Raw genomic sequence first — 21163 nt, 5'->3', positions numbered from 1 at the left:
ACGTCACGCACGCGGGACGCGTACGACACCCTCCTGGATGACCGTCACGGCCAGCCGGCCGTCCTGGGTCCAGATGCGGGCCTGGCCCAGGCCCCGGCCCGCGGCCGCCGAGGGCGACTCCTGGTCGTAGAGCAGCCACTCGTCCGCGCGGAACGGCCGGTGGAACCACATCGCGTGGTCCAGCGAGGCGCCGACCACGTCACCCACCGCCCAGCCGCCCCGACCGTGCGCGAGCAGTACGGAGTCCAGCAGGGTCATGTCGGAGACGTAGGTGGCCAGGCAGGTGTGCAGCAGCGGATCGGCGCTGTCGAGCTTGCCGGCCGTACGGAACCACACCTGCGAGCGCGGCTCCACGGGCTCGCCGACGCTGCCCCAGGGCGGGGTCGTGGCGTAGCGCAGGTCCACCGCCTCCCGCGTCTCGATCAGCCGCTCCACCGTGCCGGGGTCGCGGAAGATCTCGCGGTACGCCGGCAGCGACTGGGCCGCGGTCGGCAGGGTCTCCGGGTCCGGGGCCGGCGGCATCGTGACCTGGTGGTCGAGGCCGTCCTCGTACTTCTGGAACGACGCGGAGAGGTGGAAGATCGGCTGGCCGTGCTGGACGGCGACGACCCGGCGCGTGGTGAAGGAGCGCCCGTCGCGGATCCGGTCGACCGAATAGACGATCGGCGCGCCGGTGTCCCCGGTGCGCAGGAAGTACGAGTGCAGGGAGTGCGCGGTGCGGTCCGCGGGGACGGTCCGCCCGGCCGCGACCAGTGCCTGGGCCGCGACCTGGCCGCCGAACACCCGCGGTACCAGCGAAGGCCTGCTGGTACCGCGGAAGATGTTCTCCTCGATCTGCTCGAGATCGAGCAGATCGAGGAGATTCGTCAGTGCCTCGTTCATGGGGGAAGGGTAGGTGCCCGAATTCCTTACAGACCCATGGACTTGGCGATGATGGACTTCATGATCTCGCTGGTGCCGCCGTAGATGCGGTTCACGCGGTTGTCGGCGTACAGGCGGGCGATCGGGTACTCGTTCATGTAGCCGTAGCCGCCGTGCAGCTGGAGGCAGCGGTCGATCACGCGGTGCGCGACCTCGGTGCAGAACAGCTTGGCGGAGGCGGCCTCGGCCGGGGTCAGCTCGCCGGCGTCCAGGGCCTCCAGGGCGCGGTCGGCGACGGCCTGCGCGGCGTCCACCTCGGCCTGGCAGGCGGCCAGCTCGAACTTGGTGTTCTGGAAGTGCGCGACGGGCTTGCCGAAGACGGTGCGCTCCGTGACGTACTGCTGGGCGAACCGGACGGCCGCGGCGGCCTGGGCGTACGCGCCGAAGGCGATGCCCCAGCGCTCGGAGGCCAGGTTGTGGCCGAGGTAGTAGAAGCCCTTGCCCTCCTCGCCGAGCAGGTCCTCGACCGGGACCTTCACGTCGACGAACGCCAGCTCGGCGGTGTCGGAGGTCTTCAGGCCCAGCTTGTCGAGCTTGCGGCCGATGGAGTAGCCCTCGGACTTGGTGTCCACGGCGAAGAGGGAGATGCCGAAGCGGCGGTCGTCCTCGCTCGGGGCGGAGGTACGGGCGCAGACGATCACGCGGTCGGCGTGGACGCCACCGGTGATGAAGGTCTTGGAGCCGTTGAGGACGTAGTGCGTGCCGTCCTCGGAGAGCTTGGCGGTGGTCTTCATACCCGCGACGTCGGAGCCGGTGCCCGGCTCGGTCATCGCGAGGGCCCACATCTCCTCGCCGGAGACGAACTTCGGCAGGAAGCGCTTCTTCTGCTCGATGTCGGCCAGCATCTTGATGTAGGGGAGGGCGAGCAGCACGTGCACGCCGGAGCCGCCGAAGTTGACGCCCGCGCGGGAGGTCTCTTCGTAGAGGACGGCCTCGAACTTGTGGGTGTCCAGGCCCGCGCCGCCGAACTCCTCGGGCACGTTGATGCCGAAGACGCCCAGCTCGCCGAGCTTGTAGTAGAAGTCGCGCGGCGCCTGACCGGCTGCGAACCACTCGTCGTAGACGGGGACGACCTCGGCCTCGATGAAGGCGCGAATGGTCTCGCGGAATGCCTCGTGGTCCTCGTTGAAAACGGTACGGCGCACGGCCGGCTCCCTTCGGTCGCGGCGGTCCGCCGCCTATGGCTAAGCGCTTGCTCAGGCTAAGTTACCGGTCGGTCAATCTGACTGTCCAGAGCGGAGGCGCAGCGGAAAGCGTGGGGTGGCTCACCCTCCCCCTCGTGCGGAGGTGCTGCGCAGCGCGAACCACAGCTCCATCCGCACGTCCGGATCGTCCAGGTCCCGGTCCAGCAGCTCGGCGGCGCGCGCGACGCGCTGGCGGACGGTGTTGCGGTGGATCCCGAGCGCGGCGGCGGTGCGGTCCCAGTTGCCGTGGTGGGCCAGCCAGCCGCGAAGGGTCTCCCGCAGGGCTGGGGAGAGCGGCCCGAGCAGGGCCTCGGCGTGGGCGCGGGCCTCGGCCTCGCCGACCAGGCCCGCGAGGCCGGGGTCGGTGTGGCGGGCCAGCGGGGCGCGGGCCGCCTCCGCGCGCTGCAGGGCCCGCCCGGCCCGGGCGTCCGCCGTGGCAAGGGCGTCGGGCGCGGCCGGGTCGCTCACCCCCAGCCGCCAGCCGGGCTGCGGTGCGGGCTCCCGGTCGGTGAGCAGCCGTACGCCGCCCTCGTGCGGGTCGAGCAGTACGGTGCCCAGCGCGGCCGCGAGGGCCTGCGGATCCCCGGCCCCGCGGGCGTGGACGACGTACCAGGGCCCCGGGCCGAGCACCCCGTCCACGGCGTCCCCGAGCAGCAGCCGGGTCAGGGCCGCGGCCTCCGCCCCGGCGGGCCGCTCGGCGGTGAGCAGGGTCAGCAGGACGGCGGCCACCGAGGCCACGGTGTGGTCGCCGGGCGCGCGGGCCGGGGTCGCGGTGCCCAGCGCCGCCCGGCCGGCCAGGGCGTAGGCGGCCAGATGGTGTCCGCCCGCCCGGTCCGTGGCGGTGGCGGGCCCGCCCTCGCGGCCGACTCGGGCCAGCAGCGCGGACAGGGCCTCCCGGGCCGGAGCCGGCAGTTCCGGGCCCGCCTGCCGACCACCCGGCCACAGGGCGACCGACCCGCCCAGGCTCGCCGCGAGCCTGGCCAGCACCGCCGGGACCGGATCGGGGCGGGCCGCGGCGGCCGCCAGGGCCTGCTGGGCCTCGGTGACCCGGCGCAGCTCCCGGGTCCGGGCCTCCGCCAGCAGCCGCCCCACCGCGCGGGCGACCGCCGAGAAGGGGGTCCGCGGCGGGACCTCCAGCAGCGGCAGCCCGTGCCGGGCACAGGCCTCGGCCAGCGCGGCCGGGACCTCCTCGTGCACCGGGGCCACCCCGAAGCCGAGCGCGGCCGCCCCGGCCCGGGCCAGCCGGGCCACGTACCTGTCGGGGTCGTCGGCGGGGCCCGCCCCGGCGGTCAGCAGCAGCTCACCGCCGAGCAGGTACGGGGAGGGGTCGGGCATCTCGGAGGCGTGCACCCCGTGGACCCCGGCGGTGGCCGGCCCGGCGAGGTGGCGCAGGCCGAGCTCCCGGTCGCCGAGGAGCGAGGAGAGGAGCACGGGCGGGGTGAGCGGCTCCCCGGCAGGGCCGCCGGAGGCTCCCGCGACGCCGGAGGTGCCCGCGACCCCGGAGGCGCCGGAGGCTCCCGCAGCGCCCGAGCCGCCGGGCGCGGCGGAGGCGCCGGGAGGGGCGTGGTCGTCCGCCGGATCACGGGGAAGGCCGGACATGGATACTCCGTACATTTCAGCTGTGCCAGATGGATGAAACGTACACTCCCCACCCCCGGGCAGCCCGCTTACGCTCGAAGTACCGCACACGCAGGACCACCAGAAGGGCACCCCCCATGAGCACGCAGCCGCGCGGCCCCGTCGACTCCTCCCGCATCCCGCGCTACGCGGGCCCGGCGACCTTCGCCCGTCTGCCCCGCCTCGACGAGGTCGGCTCCGCCGATGTCGCCGTCGTCGGCGTGCCCTTCGACTCCGGCGTGTCCTACCGCCCCGGCGCCCGCTTCGGCGGCAACGCCATCCGCGAGGCCTCGCGCCTGCTGCGCCCGTACAACCCGGCCCAGGACGCCTCCCCGTTCGCGCTCGCGCAGGTCGCCGACGCCGGTGACATCGCCGTGAACCCCTTCAACATCAACGAGGCCGTGGAGACGGTCGAGGCGGCCGCCGACGAGCTGCTCTCCGCGGGCTCCCGCCTGATGACCCTGGGCGGCGACCACACCATCGCCCTCCCGCTGCTCCGCTCCGTCGCGAAGAAGCACGGCCCGGTCGCGCTGCTCCACTTCGACGCCCACCTGGACACCTGGGACACCTACTTCGGCGCCGAGTACACCCACGGCACCCCGTTCCGCCGTGCCGTCGAGGAGGGCATCCTCGACACCGAGGCGCTCTCCCACGTCGGTACCCGCGGCCCGCTGTACGGCAAGCAGGACCTCGACGACGACGCCAAGATGGGCTTCGGCATCGTCACCTCGGCCGACGTCTACCGCCGCGGCGCCGACGAGGTCGCCGACCAGCTGCGCCAGCGCATCGGTGACCGCCCGCTGTACATCTCCATCGACATCGACGTGCTCGACCCGGCCCACGCGCCCGGCACCGGCACCCCCGAGGCGGGCGGCATGACCTCCCGCGAGCTGCTGGAGATCATCCGCGGCCTGTCCTCCTGCAACCTCGTTTCCGCCGACGTCGTCGAGGTCGCCCCGGCGTACGATCACGCCGAGATCACCTCGGTCGCGGCCTCGCACACCGCGTACGAGCTGACCACGATCATGTCGCGACAGATCGCGCAGGCGAAGGGCAAGTAAGCGAAGTGACGCACGACCACGACCTGGTACTCCGTCCCACCGAAGCCCAGAAGGCGGCCGCGCTCGCGCCGCCGCCGGGGCGGACGGGCGGGGACCTGGTCGTGGAAACGCTGCGCGGCCTCGGGGCGACCACCGTCTTCGGCCTGCCCGGCCAGCACGCCCTCGCCCTCTTCGACGCGGTCGGCCGCTCCGACCTGCGCCTCGTGGGGCTGCGTACGGAGAACAACGCGGGCTTCGCGGCCGACGCGTACGGCCGGATCACCGGCGAGGCGGTACCGCTGCTGCTGTCCACCGGCCCGGGCGCGCTGATGGCGCTGCCCGCCCTGGCGGAGGCGGCGGCCGCCTCGGCCCCGGTGCTCGCGATCTCCTCCCAGGTCCCGGTGGCGGGCCTCGGCGGCGGGCGGCGCGGGCACCTGCACGAGCTGCGGGACCAGTCCGCGTCCTTCCGGGACGTGGTCAAGTCCGTCCACGTCGCCCGCACCCCCTCCCAGATCCCCGGCGTGATCGCCGAGGCCTGGGAATCGGCCCTCACGGTCCCGCCCGGCCCGGTCTGGGTGGAGATCCCGGAGGACGTGCTGCGGACGGAAACCGTCATCCCGCAGGTCAGCGGCATGGACGCGACGCCGCACGAGCTCGCGCCGCGCCCCGAGCTCACGGCGCTGGCCGCGCACTGGCTGGAGAACGCCACCCGCCCCGTGATCATCGCGGGCGGCGGGGTGATCCGCTCGGACGCGGCGGGCAAGCTCAAGCAGCTCGCGGAGCGCCTGAACGCACCCGTCGTCACCACCTTCGGCGGCAAGGGCGCCTTCCCCTGGACGCACCCGCTCTCCCTCCAGTCCTGGCTGGAGGACCGCCACATGACGGACTTCCTGGAGGACGCGGACGTCCTGCTGGTCGTCGGCTCCGGCCTGGGTGAACTGTCCTCGAACTACCACACGTTCTTCCCCACGGGCCGGGTCGTCCAGATCGAGGCGGACCTCGGCAAGCTGGAGTCCAACCACCCGGCCCTGGGCATCCACGCGGACGCCCGCCTGGCCCTCCAGGCCCTGCTGGAGACGGTCTCCGAGCGCGAGGACCCGTCCGCCCCGGAGCGCGTCCGCCTGGTCCTCTCGGACATCGCCGCCCGTCTGGCGACCCAGGACGTCACCCTGGAGCAGGACCTCCTCACCTCTGTCCGCAAGGCACTGCCGCCGCGCTCCCCGTCGTTCTGGGACATGACGGTCCTGTCCTACTGGGCCTGGTCCGCCTTCGACCCGAAGCACCCCAACACCATGCACTCGGCCCAGGGCGCGGGCGGCCTCGGCTACGCCTTCCCGGCGGCCATCGGCGCGGCCGTCGCGGAACCGGACACCCCGGTCCTCGCGGTCTCCGGCGACGGCGGCGCGATGTACTCGATCGCGGAACTGGCCACGGCCCGCCAGCACGACCTCGACGTCACCTGGCTGATCGTGGACGACGGCGGCTACGGCATCCTGCGCGAGTACATGACCGCGTCCTTCGGGACCGCGACGGCCACCGAGCTCACCCGCCCCGACTTCGCCGCCCTGGCGGCGTCCTTCGACGTCCCGGCGACCACGACCACCCCGGAGTCGCTGACGGCCGACCTCAAGAGGGCCCTGGCCACCCCCGGCCCCTCGGTGGTCGTCCTGCCGGCGCTCCTGAAAATGTTCGCCCCGACGCACCTTTAGGGCGCGCCCGGGGTCGCCGGTGTGCGGTGTCCCATTCCGGATGGTGCCCGAGGACCTCGTACTTCGAGACGGTCATCCCTCAGTCACCGTCGGCCTCCTCCTCGTCGTAGGTGTGGAGGAGGAGGCTGACCACGGCCACGCCCAGCGCCGTGGCCAGCCGGGCCCAGGGGTTCTCCGTCAGCAGACCGACGATCTTGGCCGCGAGCAGCGCGATCAGGAACGCGGTGACATAGGGGACGACGGCGCGGGCGGTCCGCTGCATCAAGCCGGTGCCCGTGCTCGTGCCGGCGCCGGTCGGGTGTTCGTGGTGAGTGGACATGGTCCTCGATCCCTTCGCTGCGCCACCGCGATCGGCGGGCGGCCGACCTCCAGCATCCGCAGCGCGCCCCGTCCGCCCCAGATCCGGAAAGTCGTGGCTTGACAGGGGCCGCACCCGGCCCCGGCCGTGTCCCCGCCCCGGTCGGACGCGGCCCGCGCGCCCCTGCCGTACGGCAGTGCGATTGTTGCGGCGGGATGAAATACCCCGGTCGGAGCGTTGGCGCTTCCGGCAGGACAGGACGAACGGGGAGGCTCACGTGGCGGCGGCAGAGACAGCGGCTGGGGAGAAACAGGGCTGGGGCAAGCGGCTGGCGGCCTACACCTGGCGGTACAGGACCAACGTGCTGCTCGCGCTCGGCTCCTCGCTGGCCGGCATGGCCCTCATGGCGATCGTGCCGCTGGTCACCAAGGTCATCATCGACGACGTCATCGGCGACCGGACCAGGCCCATGACGCCCTGGGCCGCCATGCTCATAGCCGCCGCCCTGCTCGTGTACGTCCTGACCTACATACGCCGGTACTACGGCGGCCGGCTCGCCCTCGACGTGCAGCACGACCTGCGCACCGACATGTACGCCACGATCGCCCGCCTCGACGGACGGCGGCAGGACGAGCTGAACACCGGCCAGATCGTCGGCCGCGCCACCAGCGACCTCCAGCTGATCCAGGGCCTGCTCTTCATGCTCCCCATGACGATCGGGAACTTCCTGCTCTTCGGGATATCCCTCGGGATCATGCTCTGGCTCTCGCCGCTGCTGACCCTCGTCGCCCTGCTCATGGCTCCCGCCCTGTGGTTCATAGCCAAGCGCAGCCGCAAGAAGCTCTTCCCCGCCACCTGGTGGGCCCAGGGCCAGGCCGCCGCCGTCGCCACCGTCGTCGACGGGGCCGTGACCGGCGTACGCGTCGTCAAGGGCTTCGGCCAGGAGGAGCAGGAGACCGGCAAGCTGCGCGAGGCCGGCCGCCGGCTGTTCGCCGGGCGGATGCGCACCATCCGCCTCAACTCGCGCTACACCCCCGCCCTCCAGGCCGTACCGGCACTCGCGCAGGTCGCCATGCTGGCCCTCGGCGGCTGGATGGCCACCAGGGGCCAGGTCACCCTCGGCACCTTCGTCGCCTTCTCCACCTACCTCGCCCAGCTCGTCGGACCCGTCCGCATGCTCGCCATGGTCCTCACCGTCGGACAGCAGGCCCGCGCCGGCGTGGAGCGCGTCTTCGAGCTCATCGACACCGAGCCCGAGATCCGCGAGGGCGAGCGCGAGCTGCCCGCCGACGTGCCCGCCACCGTCGAGTTCGACGACGTCCGCTTCGGCTACGACCCCGAGCGGCCCGTCCTCGACGGGTTCTCGCTCACGGTGGCGGAGGGGGAGACCGTCGCCGTCGTCGGGTCCTCCGGCAGCGGCAAGTCCACCGTCGCCCTCCTTCTGCCCCGGTTCTACGACGCCGACGGCGGCACGGTCCGCGTCGGCGGCCACGACGTCCGCGAGCTGACGTACGAGTCCCTGCGCGGCGCGATCGGACTGGTCCCTGAGGACTCCTTCCTCTTCTCCGACACCATCCGCGCCAACATCGCCTACGGGCACCCCGGCGCCACCGAGGAGCAGATCGAGGCGGCCGCCCGCGCCGCCCAGGCCGAGGGGTTCATCCGGGCGCTGCCCGCCGGGTACGACACCGAGGTCGGCGAGCAGGGCCTCACCCTCTCCGGCGGCCAGCGCCAGCGCATCGCGCTGGCCCGGGCCATCCTCACCGACCCCCGGCTGCTCCTCCTCGACGACGCCACCTCCGCCGTCGACGCCCGCGTCGAGCACGAGATCCACGAGGCCCTGCGGTCCGTCATGGCCGGCCGGACCACCCTGCTGATCGCCCACCGGCGCTCCACGCTCGCACTGGCCGACCGGATCGCCGTGCTCGACCGAGGGCGGCTCGCCGACATCGGGACGCACGCGCAGCTGGAGAGCCGCTCCGCGCTCTACCGCAGGCTGCTCACCGACCCCGAGGCGCTCGGCGCCGCCTCGCCGCGCACCCCGGACGCCCGCGTGATGACCGAGTTCGAGCGCGAGCTCGACCGCGACGTCGAACGCGGCATCGAGCTCGAGGCGGAGATCGACTCCGAGCCCGTCAACGCCAAGCGCCGGGTCGCCGGCGGGGTCACCCCCGAGCTCTGGCGGCGCCAGGAGGAGTCCGACGGCACGACCGCCACCGGACCCGGAGCCGCCACTGGAGCCGCCACCGGACCCGGAGCCGGCTCCGCTCCCGCGCCGGGGAGCGGCGGTCCCGGAGCCGGGCACTCCATGGCCGGGTCGGTCGCCGGGATGCCGGCCACCCCCGAACTGCTCGCGCAGGTGGCCGCGCTGCCGCCCGCCGACGACCTCCCCGAGGTGGACGAGACCCGTGCCGCCGCCGCCGAGGAGAGCTACGGCCTGCGCCGTCTGCTCCACGGCTTCTGGGCGCCGCTCGCCATCAGCCTCGGCCTGGTCGCCGCGGACGCGGGAGCCGGACTGCTGCTGCCGATCCTGATCCGGCACGGCATCGACCAGGGCGTGGAGCAGGCCGTGCTCGGCGCCGTCTGGGTGGCCGCCGGGCTCGCCCTCGTGGTCGTCGTCGCACAGTGGGCCGCGCAGTTCGCCGAAACCCGGATGACGGGCCGTACCGGCGAGCGCGTGCTGTACTCCCTGCGCGTCAAGATCTTCGCCCAGCTGCAGCGCCTCGGCCTCGACTACTACGAGCGCGAGCTCACCGGCAAGATCATGACGCGGATGACCACCGACGTGGACTCGCTGAGCTCGTTCCTCCAGACCGGGCTCGTGACCGCCGTGGTCTCCGTCTTCACCTTCTTCGGCATCCTGATCGCCCTGGTCGTCCTGGACGGCGAGCTCGCGCTGATCGTCTTCGCGACCCTGCCCGTCCTGGTCGTCGGCACGATCGTGTTCCGCCGCAAGTCCGTCGCCGCCTACGAGCTCGCCCGCGACCGGGTCAGCCTGGTCAACGCCGACCTCCAGGAGTCCGTCTCGGGCCTGCGCATCGTCCAGGCCTTCCGCCGCGAGGGCTCGGGCGCCAAGCGCTACGCCGAGCGCAGCCACTCGTACCGCGAGGCCCGGGTCCGCGGCCAGTGGCTGATATCCGTCTACTTCCCCTTCGTGCAGCTGCTGTCCTCGGGCGCCGCGGCCGCCGTGCTGATCGTCGGCGCGGGCCGCGTGGAGGCGGGGACCCTGACCACCGGCGCCCTGGTCGCGTACCTGCTCTACATCGACCTGTTCTTCGCGCCCGTCCAGCAGCTCTCCCAGGTCTTCGACGGCTACCAGCAGGCCACGGTCGCCCTCGGCCGGATCCAGGGGCTGCTGCGCGAGCCCACCAGCACCCCGCTGCCGCAGCGGCCGCGGACACCGGAATCACCGGTCGGGGAGATCGTCTTCGAGGACGTCCGCTTCCAGTACGGGACGGCCGAGGAGCGGGGCGAGAAGGGGTACGCGCTGGCCGGAATCGACCTGCGGATACCCGCCGGGCAGACCGTCGCCTTCGTCGGCGAGACCGGGGCGGGCAAGTCCACGCTGGTCAAGATGGTGGCCCGGTTCTACGACCCGACCTCCGGCCGGGTCACCGCCGACGGCGCCGACCTGCGGGAGCTGGAGCTGACGGAATACCGCCACCGTCTGGGGGTCGTCCCCCAGGAGGCCTACCTCTTCCAGGGGACCGTCCGCGACGCCATCGCCTACGGGCTGCCCGGTGCGAGCGACGCCGAGGTGGAGGCCGCCGCCCGCGCGGTCGGCGCCCACGACATGATCGCCACCCTCGACGGCGGCTACCTGCACACCGTCGCCGAGCGCGGCCGCAACCTCTCCGCGGGCCAGCGCCAGCTGATCGCGCTGGCCCGGGCCGAGCTCGTCGACCCGGACGTGCTGCTGCTCGACGAGGCCACCGCCGCCCTCGACCTGGCCACCGAGGCCCAGGTCAACCAGGCCACGGACCGGCTCGCGGGCAAGCGCACCACCCTGGTGGTCGCGCACCGGCTGACCACCGCGGCGCGCGCCGACCGGGTCGTGGTCATGGACCGCGGCCGGGTCGTGGAGGACGGCACCCACGCCGAACTCCTGGCGCGCGGCGGCCGGTACGCCGAGCTGTGGCGCACCTTCGTCGGCGAGGACGAGCGCGCCGCGGCCTGAGCGGCGCCCCCGGGCCCGGGCTGCGCCGGGCCCGGGGGCGCCTCTGGATCAGAACTCGCCGAAGAGCAGGTTCCCCGGGGCGTCCTCGTCGGTGCCGGTGTAGTACTCGCGTACTGCGTCGAGCAGTTCGTCGACGGTCAGGGAGCCGTCCCCGTCCGCGTCGATCCGCCGGAAGAGCGCCTCGGTGTCGGCGGGGCTCAGCTGCGTGTCGAAGGCCTCCTGCGCCCGGTGGAACTCCTGCGGGCTGATGCGCCCGTCGTCGTCGGTGTCGACGATCGTGAGGATGGCCCGCATCATCGGGCGGAACGAGCGGTCGTAGGCGGGGCCGCCCTGCGCGTACAGGCGGGTCATGCCCAGCTTGTACTCCTCGGGCGTGACCTTGCCGTCCCGGTCGATGTCCAGCTCGGTGAACAGGTCCTGCCAGAAGTCGGCCAGCCCGCCCATCACCAGGTCCGCCTTGGGAGAGGTGGCCGGCTCCGCGAGGGCCGACAGCAGCCGGGAGCCGAGCGCGATGATGTCGGCGGCGTCGATCACGCCGCTCCCGTCGGCGTCCAGGTGCGTGAAGGCGCGCTCCAGCTTGCGGTCGAGCAGGTCGTTCGTCATCTCTTTGCCTTTCACGGCTGCAGCCACGGCTACGGCGGGCGGAGTGGTGATCACCTAGCGTAATCGCCGTCCCGGGCGTGAACTCCCGCTGTCCCGCCGGGAAGTTGTGGATGCACTCGTACGAGGGAGGGGTGGCCGGTACCGGCGGGACGGACCCTTGCGGTCGGCAACCATCCGGAAGGTTCGGGCGTCGTACGTGCGTGCGCGTGCTGTACGTACGACCGATCGGGGGACTGGATGTTGCAGCAAGGGGGGAGACGCGGCCGCCGGGCCGCGTCCCTGGGGGTTTTCGTGGCGGCCCTGTGGCTCTGCGTGGGCGGGCTGTTCACGCCGCCCGTGGCGCGGGCCGCGACCGAGGGGTGTGCCGGCCGGCTGGCCAGGACGGTGGAGTTCGAGACGGGCGAGGTCCGCGTCTACAAGAGCCGCAACCAGGCCTGCGCGGTGACCGTGGCGCGGGTCTCCGGCGAGCGGCGGCGGATGGCGGTGAGCATCCAGCCGCGCGGCGGGGCCCCGGTGCGCGAGGCCGGGCGATTCACCCGGTATGCCGGTCCCGTCACCGTCGGTGCGATCAGCCGCTGCGTGTATGTAAAGGGGAGCGTCGGGTCCGGATCGGTGGATTCCGGCTGGATCCTGTGCTGAGGGACAGGCCCAACTAGGTCTGGTCAGTGACGTGTTGGCCCGGCTAGGTTCACGGCGACCGAAGTGAACTCAAGGGGAGGGTGAATGCGCAAGACGCTCGGATGGCTGCTGTCGCTCGTGGTGCTCATCGGCACCATGGGCGCGGCCGGCTCAACGGCGCAAGCGGCCACAGCCGCGGAGCCCACGGCCGCCACGGACATCAAGGACCAGATCCTCGGCATTCCCGGGATGAGCCTGATCGAGGAGAAGCCGTACCCCGGCTACCGCTTCTTCGTACTGAACTACGAGCAGCCGGTGGACCACCGGCAGCCGTGGAAGGGCACCTTCAAGCAGCGCCTGACCCTGTTGCACAAGGACGTCTCGCGGCCGTCGGTGTTCTTCACCTCCGGCTACAACGTCAGTACCAGCCCGCGCCGCAGTGAGCCGACGACCATCATCGACGGCAACCAGGTGTCCATGGAGTATCGATTCTTCACTCCCTCCCGGCCCGACCCGGCCAACTGGTCCCACCTGGACATCTGGCAGGCCGCCAGTGACCAGCACCGCATCTTCACCGCGCTGAAGAAGATCTACCCGAAGAACTGGCTGTCCACCGGCGCCAGCAAGGGCGGGATGACGGCGACGTACTACGAGCGCTTCTACCCGCGGGACATGGACGGCGTCGTCGCGTACGTCGCGCCCAACGACGTCGTCAACAACGAGGACTCGGCCTACGACCGGTTCTTCGCCAAGGTCGGCACCAAGGAGTGCCGCGACCGGCTGAACGCCGTGCAGCGCGAGGCGCTGGTGCGCCGCGAGCCGCTGGAGGCCAAGTACGCGGTCGCCGCGGCCGAGAACGGCTGGACCTTCACCACCGTCGGCGACCTCGACAAGGCCTACGAGGCCGTCGTGCTCGACTACGTGTGGGCCTTCTGGCAGTACAGCCTGCTCGCCGACTGCGCTTCCGTCCCGGCCGCCGCCACCGCGAGCGACCAGGAGATCTGGGACACGATCGACGCGATCTCCGGCTTCTCGGCCTACTCCGACCAGGGCCTGCAGACGTACACGCCGTACTACTACCAGGCGGGTACGCAGCTCGGCTCCCCGGACATCAAGCAGCCGCACCTGAAGGGCCTGAGCCGCTACGGCTACCAGCCGCCGCGCAACTTCGTGCCCCGCGACATCCCCATGACCTTCCAGCCGGGCGTGATGGCGGACGTCGACAAGTGGGTGCGCAACAACGCCAACCAGATGCTCTTCGTGTACGGGCAGAACGACCCGTGGGGCGCCGAGCCGTTCCGCCTCGGCTACGGGGTGCGCGACAGCCACGTCATGATCGCGCCGGGCGCCAACCACGGGGCGAACGTCTCCAGGCTCATGGACGGCGAGAAGGCCCTCGCCACCTCGAAGATCCTGCAGTGGGCCGGGGTCGCCCCGGCCGCGGCGCTCGCCGACGCGGGGAAGGCGACGCCGCTGGCGGCGCCGGACGCGCAGCTCGACCAGCCCGACCTGGAGCGCGAGCCGCAGCTGCGGCCGTAACCGGGACACGCGGGCCGCGGGCCGGTGCCTGAGCGATCAGCGCGTCAGCCCGTGGCCCAGCGGGTAGCGGCCGGGGACGGGGACGGGGAGCCGGCCGGAGGGCCGGACCCTCCCGGTGAGCACCCGGGCCGCCGCCCGCATCTCCACATCCGTCCAGGAGTACGTCGCCAGCTCCGCCGCACAGGCCGGCAGCCGGGCCGGGTCGTACGGATTGCGGACGGCCAGCGAGACGACCGGAACACCGGTCGCGATCAGGTCCGCCACCAGCGTGCGCTGCGGACTCATCCCCTCCGGGACGTTGTACGTGCACACCAGCACCGCCGCGTGACCGGGCGCGGCCGCCACGGCGCGGGCGGGCGGCACCGCCGTGGCCCGGCAGCCCAGTGCGGTCAGTTCCCGGGCCAGTACGACCGTAGGGGGCCCGGTGGTACCCGAGGGGGAGACCGGGTCCGCCCCGGTGACCAGCAGCCGTGGCCCGGCCGTCCCGTCGAAGGGCACCAGCCCGCGGGGATCGGCCAGCAGGGTCGTGGCGGCGGCCGCGATCGTGTCGGCGGCGTCGAGGTGCTCCTGGATGCCCACGACGCTGTCCACATCCCGGCCCGTGGTGTACGCCTCGTCGAGCAGGCCCCGGCGGGCCTTCAGTTCCAGGATCCGCAGCACCGACTGCTCGATCCGTGACGCGGACAGCTCGCCCGCCTCGACGGCCGCCCGCACGCTGCGGTGCGCGAGCCCCAGGTCCGGGGGGTTCAGCAGCTGGTCGCAGCCCGCCAGCAGGGCCAGTACGGGGACGCGGTCGTCCCCGTACTTCTGGCGGACCCCGGCCATGTCGAGGGCGTCGGTGACCACCACCCCCTCGAAGCCCAGGCGTTCGCGCAGCAGGCCGGTGACGATCGGCCGGGAGAGGGTCGCCGGGTCCCCCGAGGGATCGAGCGCGGGGAAGACGATGTGCGCCGTCATGATGGCGTCCACGCCCGCCTCCACCGCGGCCCGGAAGGGCGGTTCGTCCAGCTCCTCCCAGGCGGCGCGGGTGTGCCGCATCACCGGCAGGCCGACGTGGCTGTCGGTCTCGGTGTCCCCGTGGCCGGGGAAGTGCTTGGCGGTGGCGGCCACCCCGGCGCCCTGGTAGCCGTGGACCTGGGCGGCCACCAGCTCCGCCACGGCGTGCGGGTCGGAGCCGAAGGACCGTACGCCGATCACCGGATTGGCCGGATTGACGTTGACGTCGGCCACCGGCGCGTAGTCCTGCCGGATGCCCATGGCGGCCAGCTCCGTGCCCGCGATGCGCGCGGCCCGCCGGGCGTGCGCGGTGGAACCGGCCGCACCGAGCGCCATCGCCCCCGGGAGCAGGGCCGCCGGCCTGCCGATCCGGGCCACGGCGCCGTGCTCCTGGTCGGTGGAGAGCAGCAGTGGGATCCGGGCGCCGGTGGTGAGGGCGGCCTGCTGCAGGCCCACCGAGAGCGAGGCGATCTGCCGCGGGTCCCGGGTGTTGTGGGCCCAGGCGAAGTAGATGATCCCGCCGAGGTGGTACCGGGAGACCAGCTCGGCGGCGGTGCGCACCCCGAAGGCCGCCAGGTTCTGCTCGGCGTCCGCCGGCTCGGGATCGGTCGCCGAATGCCCGTACGCCCGGGAGACGAAGAGCTGCCCGACCTTCTCGTCGAGGCTCATCCCGTCCACGATCGCGCGCAGCCGCGCCCGGCCGGGGCGGCTGCCCGGGGGCCGCGCGTCGTCGGGGACGCTGCCGCGGCGGGGTCCCGCCGCGGCGGAAGCGGCCCCGGCGGCCGTGACGGCGGCCATGGCGGCCGCGGCGAGCAGATTCCGGCGCGAGGCGTGGTTCGGCACGCGCCGGACCCTACCGCTGCCCTCCGGGCGGGACCGGGCGTGTCGGCGGCGTGTCGCCCCGGGCGACGTATGTGCGGCCGGTGCTCAGCCGCGTGCGGCCCAGTGGTCCTGGAGGGTGCGGACGGCTTCGGTGATCGCCGGGCGGCGGGCGGCGCCGGTGCGCCACAGGGCGTACAGCCGGCGTACGGGTCCCGGCTCCAGCGGTACGGCCACCGCGCCCGGCGGGAGCGCTCCGGTGCCCAGCCGGGGTACGACGGCCACCCCGAGGCCGGCCGCGACCAGGGCGACGATGGTGTGGTTCTCCTCAGCGACATGCGCGATGTCGGGCTCGAAACCGGCGGTGCGCAGGGTCCGCATCAGCCAGTCGTGGCAGACCCGGCCCGGCGGCTGGCACACCCAGCGCTCGCCGCCGAGGTCGGAGCGCCGGATGACCCGGCGGGTGGTGAAGGGGTGTCCGGCCGGCACCACCAGATCGCAGAGGTCGTCCCCGATCACCGCCTGCTCGATCCCCTCGGGCGCGGGCAGCGGGGCGATGTCCCAGTCGTGGGCCACTGCCAGATCGGTGACCCCGCGGGCCACCAGTTCCACGGACAGGTGCGGGTCCACCTCCGTGAGCCGTACGTCGAGCGCCGGATGCCGCAGGGCCAGGTCCGCCAGCACCTGCGGCATCAGCCCGCGCGCCGCCGAGGCGAAGGCGGCCACCGTCAGCAGCCCGCTCGGCTGCCCGCGCCGCTCCTCCAGGGTGGTCTCCGCGCGCTCCACGATCGCCAGCAACTCCTGGGCCGTGTCGGCCAGATGGCGGGCCTCCTCGGTGAGTGCGACCCCACGGCCGCGCCGTTCCAGCAGGGTGGTGCGGGTCTCCCGTTCCAGCTTGGAGATCTGCTGCGAGACCGCCGAGGGGGTGTAGCCGAGGGCGGCCGCCGCGCCGGCGACCGAGCCGTGGACGGAGACGGCGTGCAGGGCGCGCAGCCGGGCGAGATCGAGCATGCCTCCATCGTGGCACCGCGGACATGCGTAAGCAATGCTTCATCCATCCCGGAAGAGATCCGAGCTGGTGCTACATGGTCGGGGGGTCGATGCTCGGAGCATGCGTCCCGTACACACCGCACTCGCCGTGCTCGTCGCCGCCGTCTGGGGCTTCAACTTCGTGGTCATCGAGATCGGCCTCGACCACTTCCCGCCGCTGCTCCTGTCCGCCCTGCGCTTCCTGGTCGCCGCCCTGCCCGCGGTGTTCCTCGTCGGTCGGCCCAAGGTCGCCTGGAAGTGGATCGTCGGGGTCGGGATCGCGCTCGGCATCGCCAAGTTCGGCCTGCTCTTCACCGGCATGGACGCCGGGATGCCGGCCGGGCTGTCCTCCCTCGTCCTCCAGGTCCAGGCCGTCTTCACCGCCGTGCTCGCCGCCGTCGTCCTGCGCGAACGGCCGGGCCGGGTGCGGGTGCTCGGGATGACCGTGGCGCTGGCCGGGATCGCGGTCGCCGCGGTGGACGGGGGGACCTCCGGGCCGGTGCTCGGCTTCACCCTGGTCGTCGCGGCCGCCGCCTGCTGGGGCGTGTCCAACGTCCTGACCCGCAAGGCCTCGCCGCCCGACGCCCTGAACTTCATGGTGTGGGTGTGCACGGTTCCGGTACTGCCGCTGCTCGCGCTCTCGCTGCTGCTGGAGGGCCCCGAACGGGACCTCGCCGCGCTGCGGGCGCTGGACTGGTCCGGGGCGGCCGTCATCGGCTACGTCGCCTGGGTGTCCACCGTCTTCGGCTTCGGCGCCTGGGGCTACCTGCTGCGCCGCTACCCGGCCTCCTCGGTGGCGCCGTTCTCGCTGCTGGTCCCCGTCTTCGGGATGTCCTCGGCTGCCCTGGTCCTCGGGGAGTCCGTCTCGGGGCTGCGCTGGCTGGCGACCCTCCTGCTGGTGGGCGGCGTGGCGCTGACCTCGCTGGCCCCCGCGCGCGCCGTGAACCGTACGGGGGTCGGTTCGGGCGTCAGCGCGGGGAGCCCTCCTGCAGCGGGAGCCGCCAGTCCTGTCCCGTCAGGCTCACTCCGTACGAGCGGTGCTGCCGCTCCGCTATCAGGGTGAAGCCGGCCCGCAGATAGAGCTCGCGGGCGTCGGTCAGCACGTCGTTGGTCCACAGCACCAGCTCGCGGTAGCCCACGGAGCGGGCGAAGGCCACGACGGTGTCGACCAGCAGGGTGCCGACGCCGCGGCCGCGGCCCTGCGGGTCGACCAGGAGCAGCCGCAGCCGGGCGGTGCCGGGCGCGCCCTCCTCCCGTACGCACATCACCGAGCCGACGGGGCGGCCGTCCAGCTCCGCGATCCACACGCGTTCGAGGTGGGGGTCGTGGTCCTGGGCGAAGTCCGCGACGATCCGGGCGACCAGGCCCTCGAAGTCGCTGTTCCAGCCGTACTCGGAGGCGTACAGCGCGCCGTGGCGCTGCACGATCCACCCCAGGTCCCCCGGTTCCGGGTCGCGGAGCCGCACGCTCTCAGCCATGGGGCAACTCTAGGGGGTGTCCTGCCGATCGGGCCGGGCCCGAGGGGCTACTTCTTGCCGCCGCCGAGGATGTCGCCCAGCAGGTCTCCGAGGCCGCCGCCCGCCGCGGGGGCGCTGCCGGGGGCCGAGCCCGCCGTACCCGCCGTACCCGCCGTCCCGGCGCCCGCCGCCTTGCCGGAGGCGCGCTTCGCGAGGACCGCCAGCAGGACCGGGATCAGCATCTCGATCACCCGGCTGACCGTGGCGGCGGGGATGCCGGTCTTCTTCGAGACGGCGTTCGCCACGGGCTTGCTCACCTTGGCCAGCACCCCGGCCATCATTCCGCCGCTGAGCAGGCCGCCGAGGCCGCCGAGCGTGGACACGCCCTGCAGCGGGGGCTCGGCCACTTCGGCGAGGGCCCGGCGCACCTCCACGCCCTCGTCGTCGTCCGCGTCCGCCTTCTGCCGGAGGTCGCCGGTCATGGCGCCGACGGTCTCCGTGACGGTGGCCCTGGCGCCGTCGGTGTCCGTGCCGAGCAGGCCGGCGATCTCGGTCAGCCTGTCGTCGCCGAGCTCGCCCAGCACGTCGTCCTGGAATGAAGATTCACTCATGCCGGAAACGCTACTTCTGTGCCGATTCGCCGGCACCTTGAGTAGGCGTTGGGTAACGGAAACGTAAAGCTGCGATTCCGGATGCAACCCTCCGGGCGTATCGAGGGTCGTATGTTGCGTCGGTGCTTCCGGGGAGGGATCTGGGGGGATCGGGAAGTCCGACACGGGAGGGGTAACCGTGAGGGGGTCCGGCCGCGAGGCGGGACCCCCTTTGCGTTGTCCACAGGACCGGCGCGCTGTCGGCGCCGCCCGGTAGTTTCGGGGCATGGCAGCAGAGGGGGCGCCGCGGGCGGTGCAACTGGCGGTGGTCGACGGCGTGCTCGAACGCATCACCTACGCCAACGAGGAGAGCGGGTACACGGTCGCCCGCGTGGACACCGGCCGCGGCAGCGGTGACCTGCTCACCGTGGTCGGCTCGCTGCTGGGCGCCCAGCCCGGCGAGTCCCTGCGCATGGAGGGACGCTGGGGATCCCACCCGCAGTACGGCAAGCAGTTCACCGTGGAGAACTACCGGACCGTGCTCCCGGCGACCATCCAGGGCATCCGCCGCTACCTCGGCTCCGGTCTGATCAAGGGCATCGGACCGAAGATCGCCGACCGGATCGTGGAGCACTTCGGCACCGACACCCTCGATGTCATCGAGGGCGAGCCGAAGAGGCTGATCGAGGTGCCCGGGCTCGGCCCCAAACGGACGAAGCTGATCGGGGCCGCCTGGGAGGAGCAGAAGGCGATCAAGGAGGTCATGGTCTTCCTCCAGGGCGTCGGCGTCTCCACCTCCATCGCCGTGCGCATCTACAAGAAGTACGGGGACGCCTCCATCTCCGTGGTGAAGAACCAGCCCTACCGGCTCGCCGCCGACGTGTGGGGCATCGGCTTCCTCACCGCCGACCGCATCGCCCAGGCCGTCGGCATCCCGCACGACAGCCCCGAGCGGGTCAAGGCGGGCCTGCAGTACGCCCTGTCCCAGTCCACCGACCAGGGCCACTGCTTCCTGCCCGAGGACCGGCTCATCGCCGACGGGGTCAAGCTGCTCCAGGTGGACACCGGGCTGGTGATCGACTGCCTGGCCGAACTCGCCGCCGACCCGGAAGGGGTCGTGCGGGAGTCCGTACCGGATCCGCAGGGCGGGCCGGATCCGCTCACCGCCGTGTACCTGGTGCCCTTCCACCGGGCCGAGCTGTCCCTGGTGGGGCAGGTGCGTCGGCTGCTGCACGCCGAGGACGACCGGATGCCGGGCTTCCAGGACGTGGACTGGGACAAGGCCCTGGGCTGGCTCGCGGGGCGGACGGGGGCCACGCTCGCCCCCGAGCAGCGGGACGCGGTCAAGCTGGCGCTGACCCGCCGGGTCGCCGTCCTCACGGGCGGCCCGGGCTGCGGCAAGTCCTTCACCGTCCGCTCGATCGTCGAGCTGGCCCGGGCGAAGAAGGCCAAGGTGGTGCTGGCCGCGCCCACCGGCCGGGCGGCGAAGCGGCTGGCCGAACTCACCGGGGCCGAGGCCTCCACGGTGCACCGGCTGCTGGAGCTCAAGCCGGGCGGGGACGCGGCGTACGACCGGGAGCGGCCCCTGGACGCGGACCTGGTCGTGGTCGACGAGGCCTCGATGCTGGACCTGCTGCTGGCCAACAAGCTGGTCAAGGCGGTGGCCCCCGGCGCGCACCTGCTGCTGGTCGGCGATGTGGACCAGCTGCCGTCGGTCGGCGCCGGGGAGGTGCTGCGGGACCTGCTCGCGGAGGGCGGCCCGGTGCCCGCGGTGCGCCTGACGCGGATCTTCCGGCAGGCGCAGCAATCCGGAGTGGTCACCAACGCCCACCGGATCAACACCGGGTTGCCGCCGATCACGGACGGGCTGCCGGACTTCTTCCTCTTCCCGGAGGAGGACACCGAGGCGGCCGGGGTGCTGGCCGTGGACGTGGCGGCCCGCAGGATTCCGGCCAGGTTCGGACTCGATCCGCGGCGGGACGTCCAGGTGCTCGCGCCGATGCACCGCGGTCCGGCCGGCGCCGGAAACCTCAACGGGCTGCTCCAGCAGGCCATGACGCCGGCCCGGCCCGGTCTGCCGGAGAAGAGGTTCGGCGGCAGGGTCTTCAGGGTGGGCGACAAGGTGACCCAGATCCGGAACAACTACGAGAAGGGCGTGAGTGGCGTCTTCAACGGCACGGTCGGCGTGGTCACCGGTTTGGACCTGGACGAACAGCGCCTGACGGTGCGGACGGAGGAGGATGAGGAGATTGTGTACGAGTTCGGGGAGCTCGACGAGCTGGCCCACGCCTACGCCGTCACCATTCACCGTTCACAGGGGAGTGAATATCCGGCCGTGGTGATCCCCGTCACCACCGGGGCCTGGATGATGCTCCAGCGCAACTTGCTCTACACGGCGGTGACCAGGGCGAAGAAACTGGTCGTCCTCGTCGGGTCCCGCAAGGCGCTCGGCCAAGCGGTGCGTACCGTTTCCGCAGGCAGGAGGTACACGGCGGTCGCTGCCCGGCTGTCCGGCCGGATACCGGTGGGAAACATCACCTAGATGATCGATCATTTGGGGTTCCGG

General features: G+C 72.8%; 15 protein-coding genes and 1 pseudogene. 7 read left to right on the top strand and 9 right to left on the bottom strand.

Annotation, left to right across the window (positions count from 1 at the left end; translation table 11 throughout):
- Nucleotides 1-3: 3 nt before the first annotated feature.
- From tesB to OG753_RS16800, 3 genes are all read right to left on the bottom strand, one after another.
- Nucleotides 4-882: an acyl-CoA thioesterase II gene (gene tesB, locus OG753_RS16810; protein ID WP_327262593.1), complete on the bottom strand. Its 879-nt coding sequence runs from the start codon at nt 880-882 to the stop codon at nt 4-6.
- 26 nt (nt 883-908) lie between these two features.
- Nucleotides 909-2066, bottom strand: a complete 1158-nt coding sequence (locus OG753_RS16805; RefSeq protein ID WP_189737167.1) for an acyl-CoA dehydrogenase family protein — start codon at nt 2064-2066, stop codon at nt 909-911.
- A gap of 120 nt (nt 2067-2186) precedes the next feature.
- Nucleotides 2187-3704, bottom strand: a complete 1518-nt coding sequence (locus OG753_RS16800; protein ID WP_405789009.1) for a helix-turn-helix domain-containing protein — start codon at nt 3702-3704, stop codon at nt 2187-2189.
- A 116-nt stretch (nt 3705-3820) separates the two neighbouring features.
- Between OG753_RS16800 and speB the strand changes: the two genes are divergently transcribed.
- Both speB and OG753_RS16790 read left to right on the top strand, forming a co-directional pair.
- Nucleotides 3821-4783, top strand: a complete 963-nt coding sequence (speB, locus tag OG753_RS16795; RefSeq protein ID WP_327262591.1) for an agmatinase — start codon at nt 3821-3823, stop codon at nt 4781-4783.
- A gap of 5 nt (nt 4784-4788) precedes the next feature.
- Nucleotides 4789-6471, top strand: a complete 1683-nt coding sequence (locus OG753_RS16790; protein ID WP_405789006.1) for a thiamine pyrophosphate-binding protein — start codon at nt 4789-4791, stop codon at nt 6469-6471.
- 79 nt (nt 6472-6550) lie between these two features.
- Here OG753_RS16790 and OG753_RS16785 read toward each other — a convergent pair whose 3' ends face one another.
- Nucleotides 6551-6790 carry a hypothetical protein gene (locus OG753_RS16785; protein WP_405789004.1) on the bottom strand — a complete coding sequence of 80 codons (240 nt, stop codon included), beginning with the start codon at nt 6788-6790 and terminating at the stop codon, nt 6551-6553.
- A 256-nt stretch (nt 6791-7046) separates the two neighbouring features.
- On the opposite strand from OG753_RS16785, the gene OG753_RS16780 reads away from it, so the two are divergent.
- Nucleotides 7047-10946: an ABC transporter ATP-binding protein gene (locus tag OG753_RS16780; protein WP_405789003.1), complete on the top strand. Its 3900-nt coding sequence runs from the start codon at nt 7047-7049 to the stop codon at nt 10944-10946.
- A gap of 48 nt (nt 10947-10994) precedes the next feature.
- Here the strand turns inward: OG753_RS16780 and OG753_RS16775 are convergent, their stop codons facing one another.
- Nucleotides 10995-11549: an EF-hand domain-containing protein gene (locus OG753_RS16775; protein WP_401690693.1), complete on the bottom strand. Its 555-nt coding sequence runs from the start codon at nt 11547-11549 to the stop codon at nt 10995-10997.
- Nucleotides 11550-11840: 291 nt separating this feature from the next.
- Between OG753_RS16775 and OG753_RS16770 the strand changes: the two genes are divergently transcribed.
- Nucleotides 11841-12188 (top strand): hypothetical protein, encoded by a 348-nt coding sequence (locus OG753_RS16770; protein WP_327262586.1) that lies wholly within the window; start codon nt 11841-11843, stop codon nt 12186-12188.
- A gap of 84 nt (nt 12189-12272) precedes the next feature.
- A complete protein-coding gene (locus tag OG753_RS16765) occupies nt 12273-13706 on the top strand; it encodes an aminopeptidase (protein WP_405789000.1) in 1434 nt (477 codons plus the stop codon).
- Between the two features lie 36 nt (nt 13707-13742).
- Here the strand turns inward: OG753_RS16765 and OG753_RS16760 are convergent, their stop codons facing one another.
- Entirely contained in the window at nt 13743-15545 is a 1803-nt protein-coding gene (locus OG753_RS16760; protein ID WP_405788998.1) for a glycoside hydrolase family 3 N-terminal domain-containing protein, read from the bottom strand.
- Between the two features lie 84 nt (nt 15546-15629).
- Nucleotides 15630-16532: a LysR family transcriptional regulator gene (locus OG753_RS16755; RefSeq protein ID WP_327262583.1), complete on the bottom strand. Its 903-nt coding sequence runs from the start codon at nt 16530-16532 to the stop codon at nt 15630-15632.
- Between the two features lie 100 nt (nt 16533-16632).
- On the opposite strand from OG753_RS16755, the gene OG753_RS16750 reads away from it, so the two are divergent.
- Nucleotides 16633-17613: an EamA family transporter gene (locus OG753_RS16750; RefSeq protein WP_405788996.1), complete on the top strand. Its 981-nt coding sequence runs from the start codon at nt 16633-16635 to the stop codon at nt 17611-17613.
- On the opposite strand, the pseudogene OG753_RS16745 reads toward OG753_RS16750, so the two are convergent.
- Nucleotides 17519-18031: pseudogene (locus OG753_RS16745) on the bottom strand (GNAT family N-acetyltransferase); the annotation flags it as partial. The gene OG753_RS16750 and the pseudogene OG753_RS16745 sit on opposite strands and share 95 nt — an antisense overlap.
- A 44-nt stretch (nt 18032-18075) precedes the next feature.
- Nucleotides 18076-18618: a DUF937 domain-containing protein gene (locus OG753_RS16740; RefSeq protein WP_327262581.1), complete on the bottom strand. Its 543-nt coding sequence runs from the start codon at nt 18616-18618 to the stop codon at nt 18076-18078.
- Between the two features lie 265 nt (nt 18619-18883).
- Here OG753_RS16740 and OG753_RS16735 point away from each other — a divergent pair, with 265 nt between their 5' ends.
- Nucleotides 18884-21139, top strand: a complete 2256-nt coding sequence (locus tag OG753_RS16735) for an ATP-dependent RecD-like DNA helicase (protein WP_405788994.1) — start codon at nt 18884-18886, stop codon at nt 21137-21139.
- The last annotated feature ends 24 nt before the right edge of the window (nt 21140-21163 follow it).

It is taken from the genome of Streptomyces sp. NBC_00029 (genome assembly GCF_045160505.1).
Lineage (GTDB): Bacteria > Actinomycetota > Actinomycetes > Streptomycetales > Streptomycetaceae > Streptomyces.
This window is presented reverse-complemented; position numbering and strand designations above follow the sequence as displayed.

Coding starts and splice junctions, on each gene's coding strand:
- OG753_RS16800 (WP_405789009.1), bottom strand. CDS start 3,704: ATGTCCGGCCTTCCCCGTGATCCGGCGGACGACCACGCCCCTCCCGGC.
- OG753_RS16765 (WP_405789000.1), top strand. CDS start 12,273: ATGCGCAAGACGCTCGGATGGCTGCTGTCGCTCGTGGTGCTCATCGGC.
- OG753_RS16735 (WP_405788994.1), top strand. CDS start 18,884: ATGGCAGCAGAGGGGGCGCCGCGGGCGGTGCAACTGGCGGTGGTCGAC.
- OG753_RS16750 (WP_405788996.1), top strand. CDS start 16,633: ATGCGTCCCGTACACACCGCACTCGCCGTGCTCGTCGCCGCCGTCTGG.
- OG753_RS16740 (WP_327262581.1), bottom strand. CDS start 18,618: ATGAGTGAATCTTCATTCCAGGACGACGTGCTGGGCGAGCTCGGCGAC.
- speB (WP_327262591.1), top strand. CDS start 3,821: ATGAGCACGCAGCCGCGCGGCCCCGTCGACTCCTCCCGCATCCCGCGC.
- OG753_RS16785 (WP_405789004.1), bottom strand. CDS start 6,790: ATGTCCACTCACCACGAACACCCGACCGGCGCCGGCACGAGCACGGGC.
- OG753_RS16775 (WP_401690693.1), bottom strand. CDS start 11,549: ATGACGAACGACCTGCTCGACCGCAAGCTGGAGCGCGCCTTCACGCAC.
- OG753_RS16755 (WP_327262583.1), bottom strand. CDS start 16,532: ATGCTCGATCTCGCCCGGCTGCGCGCCCTGCACGCCGTCTCCGTCCAC.
- tesB (WP_327262593.1), bottom strand. CDS start 882: ATGAACGAGGCACTGACGAATCTCCTCGATCTGCTCGATCTCGAGCAG.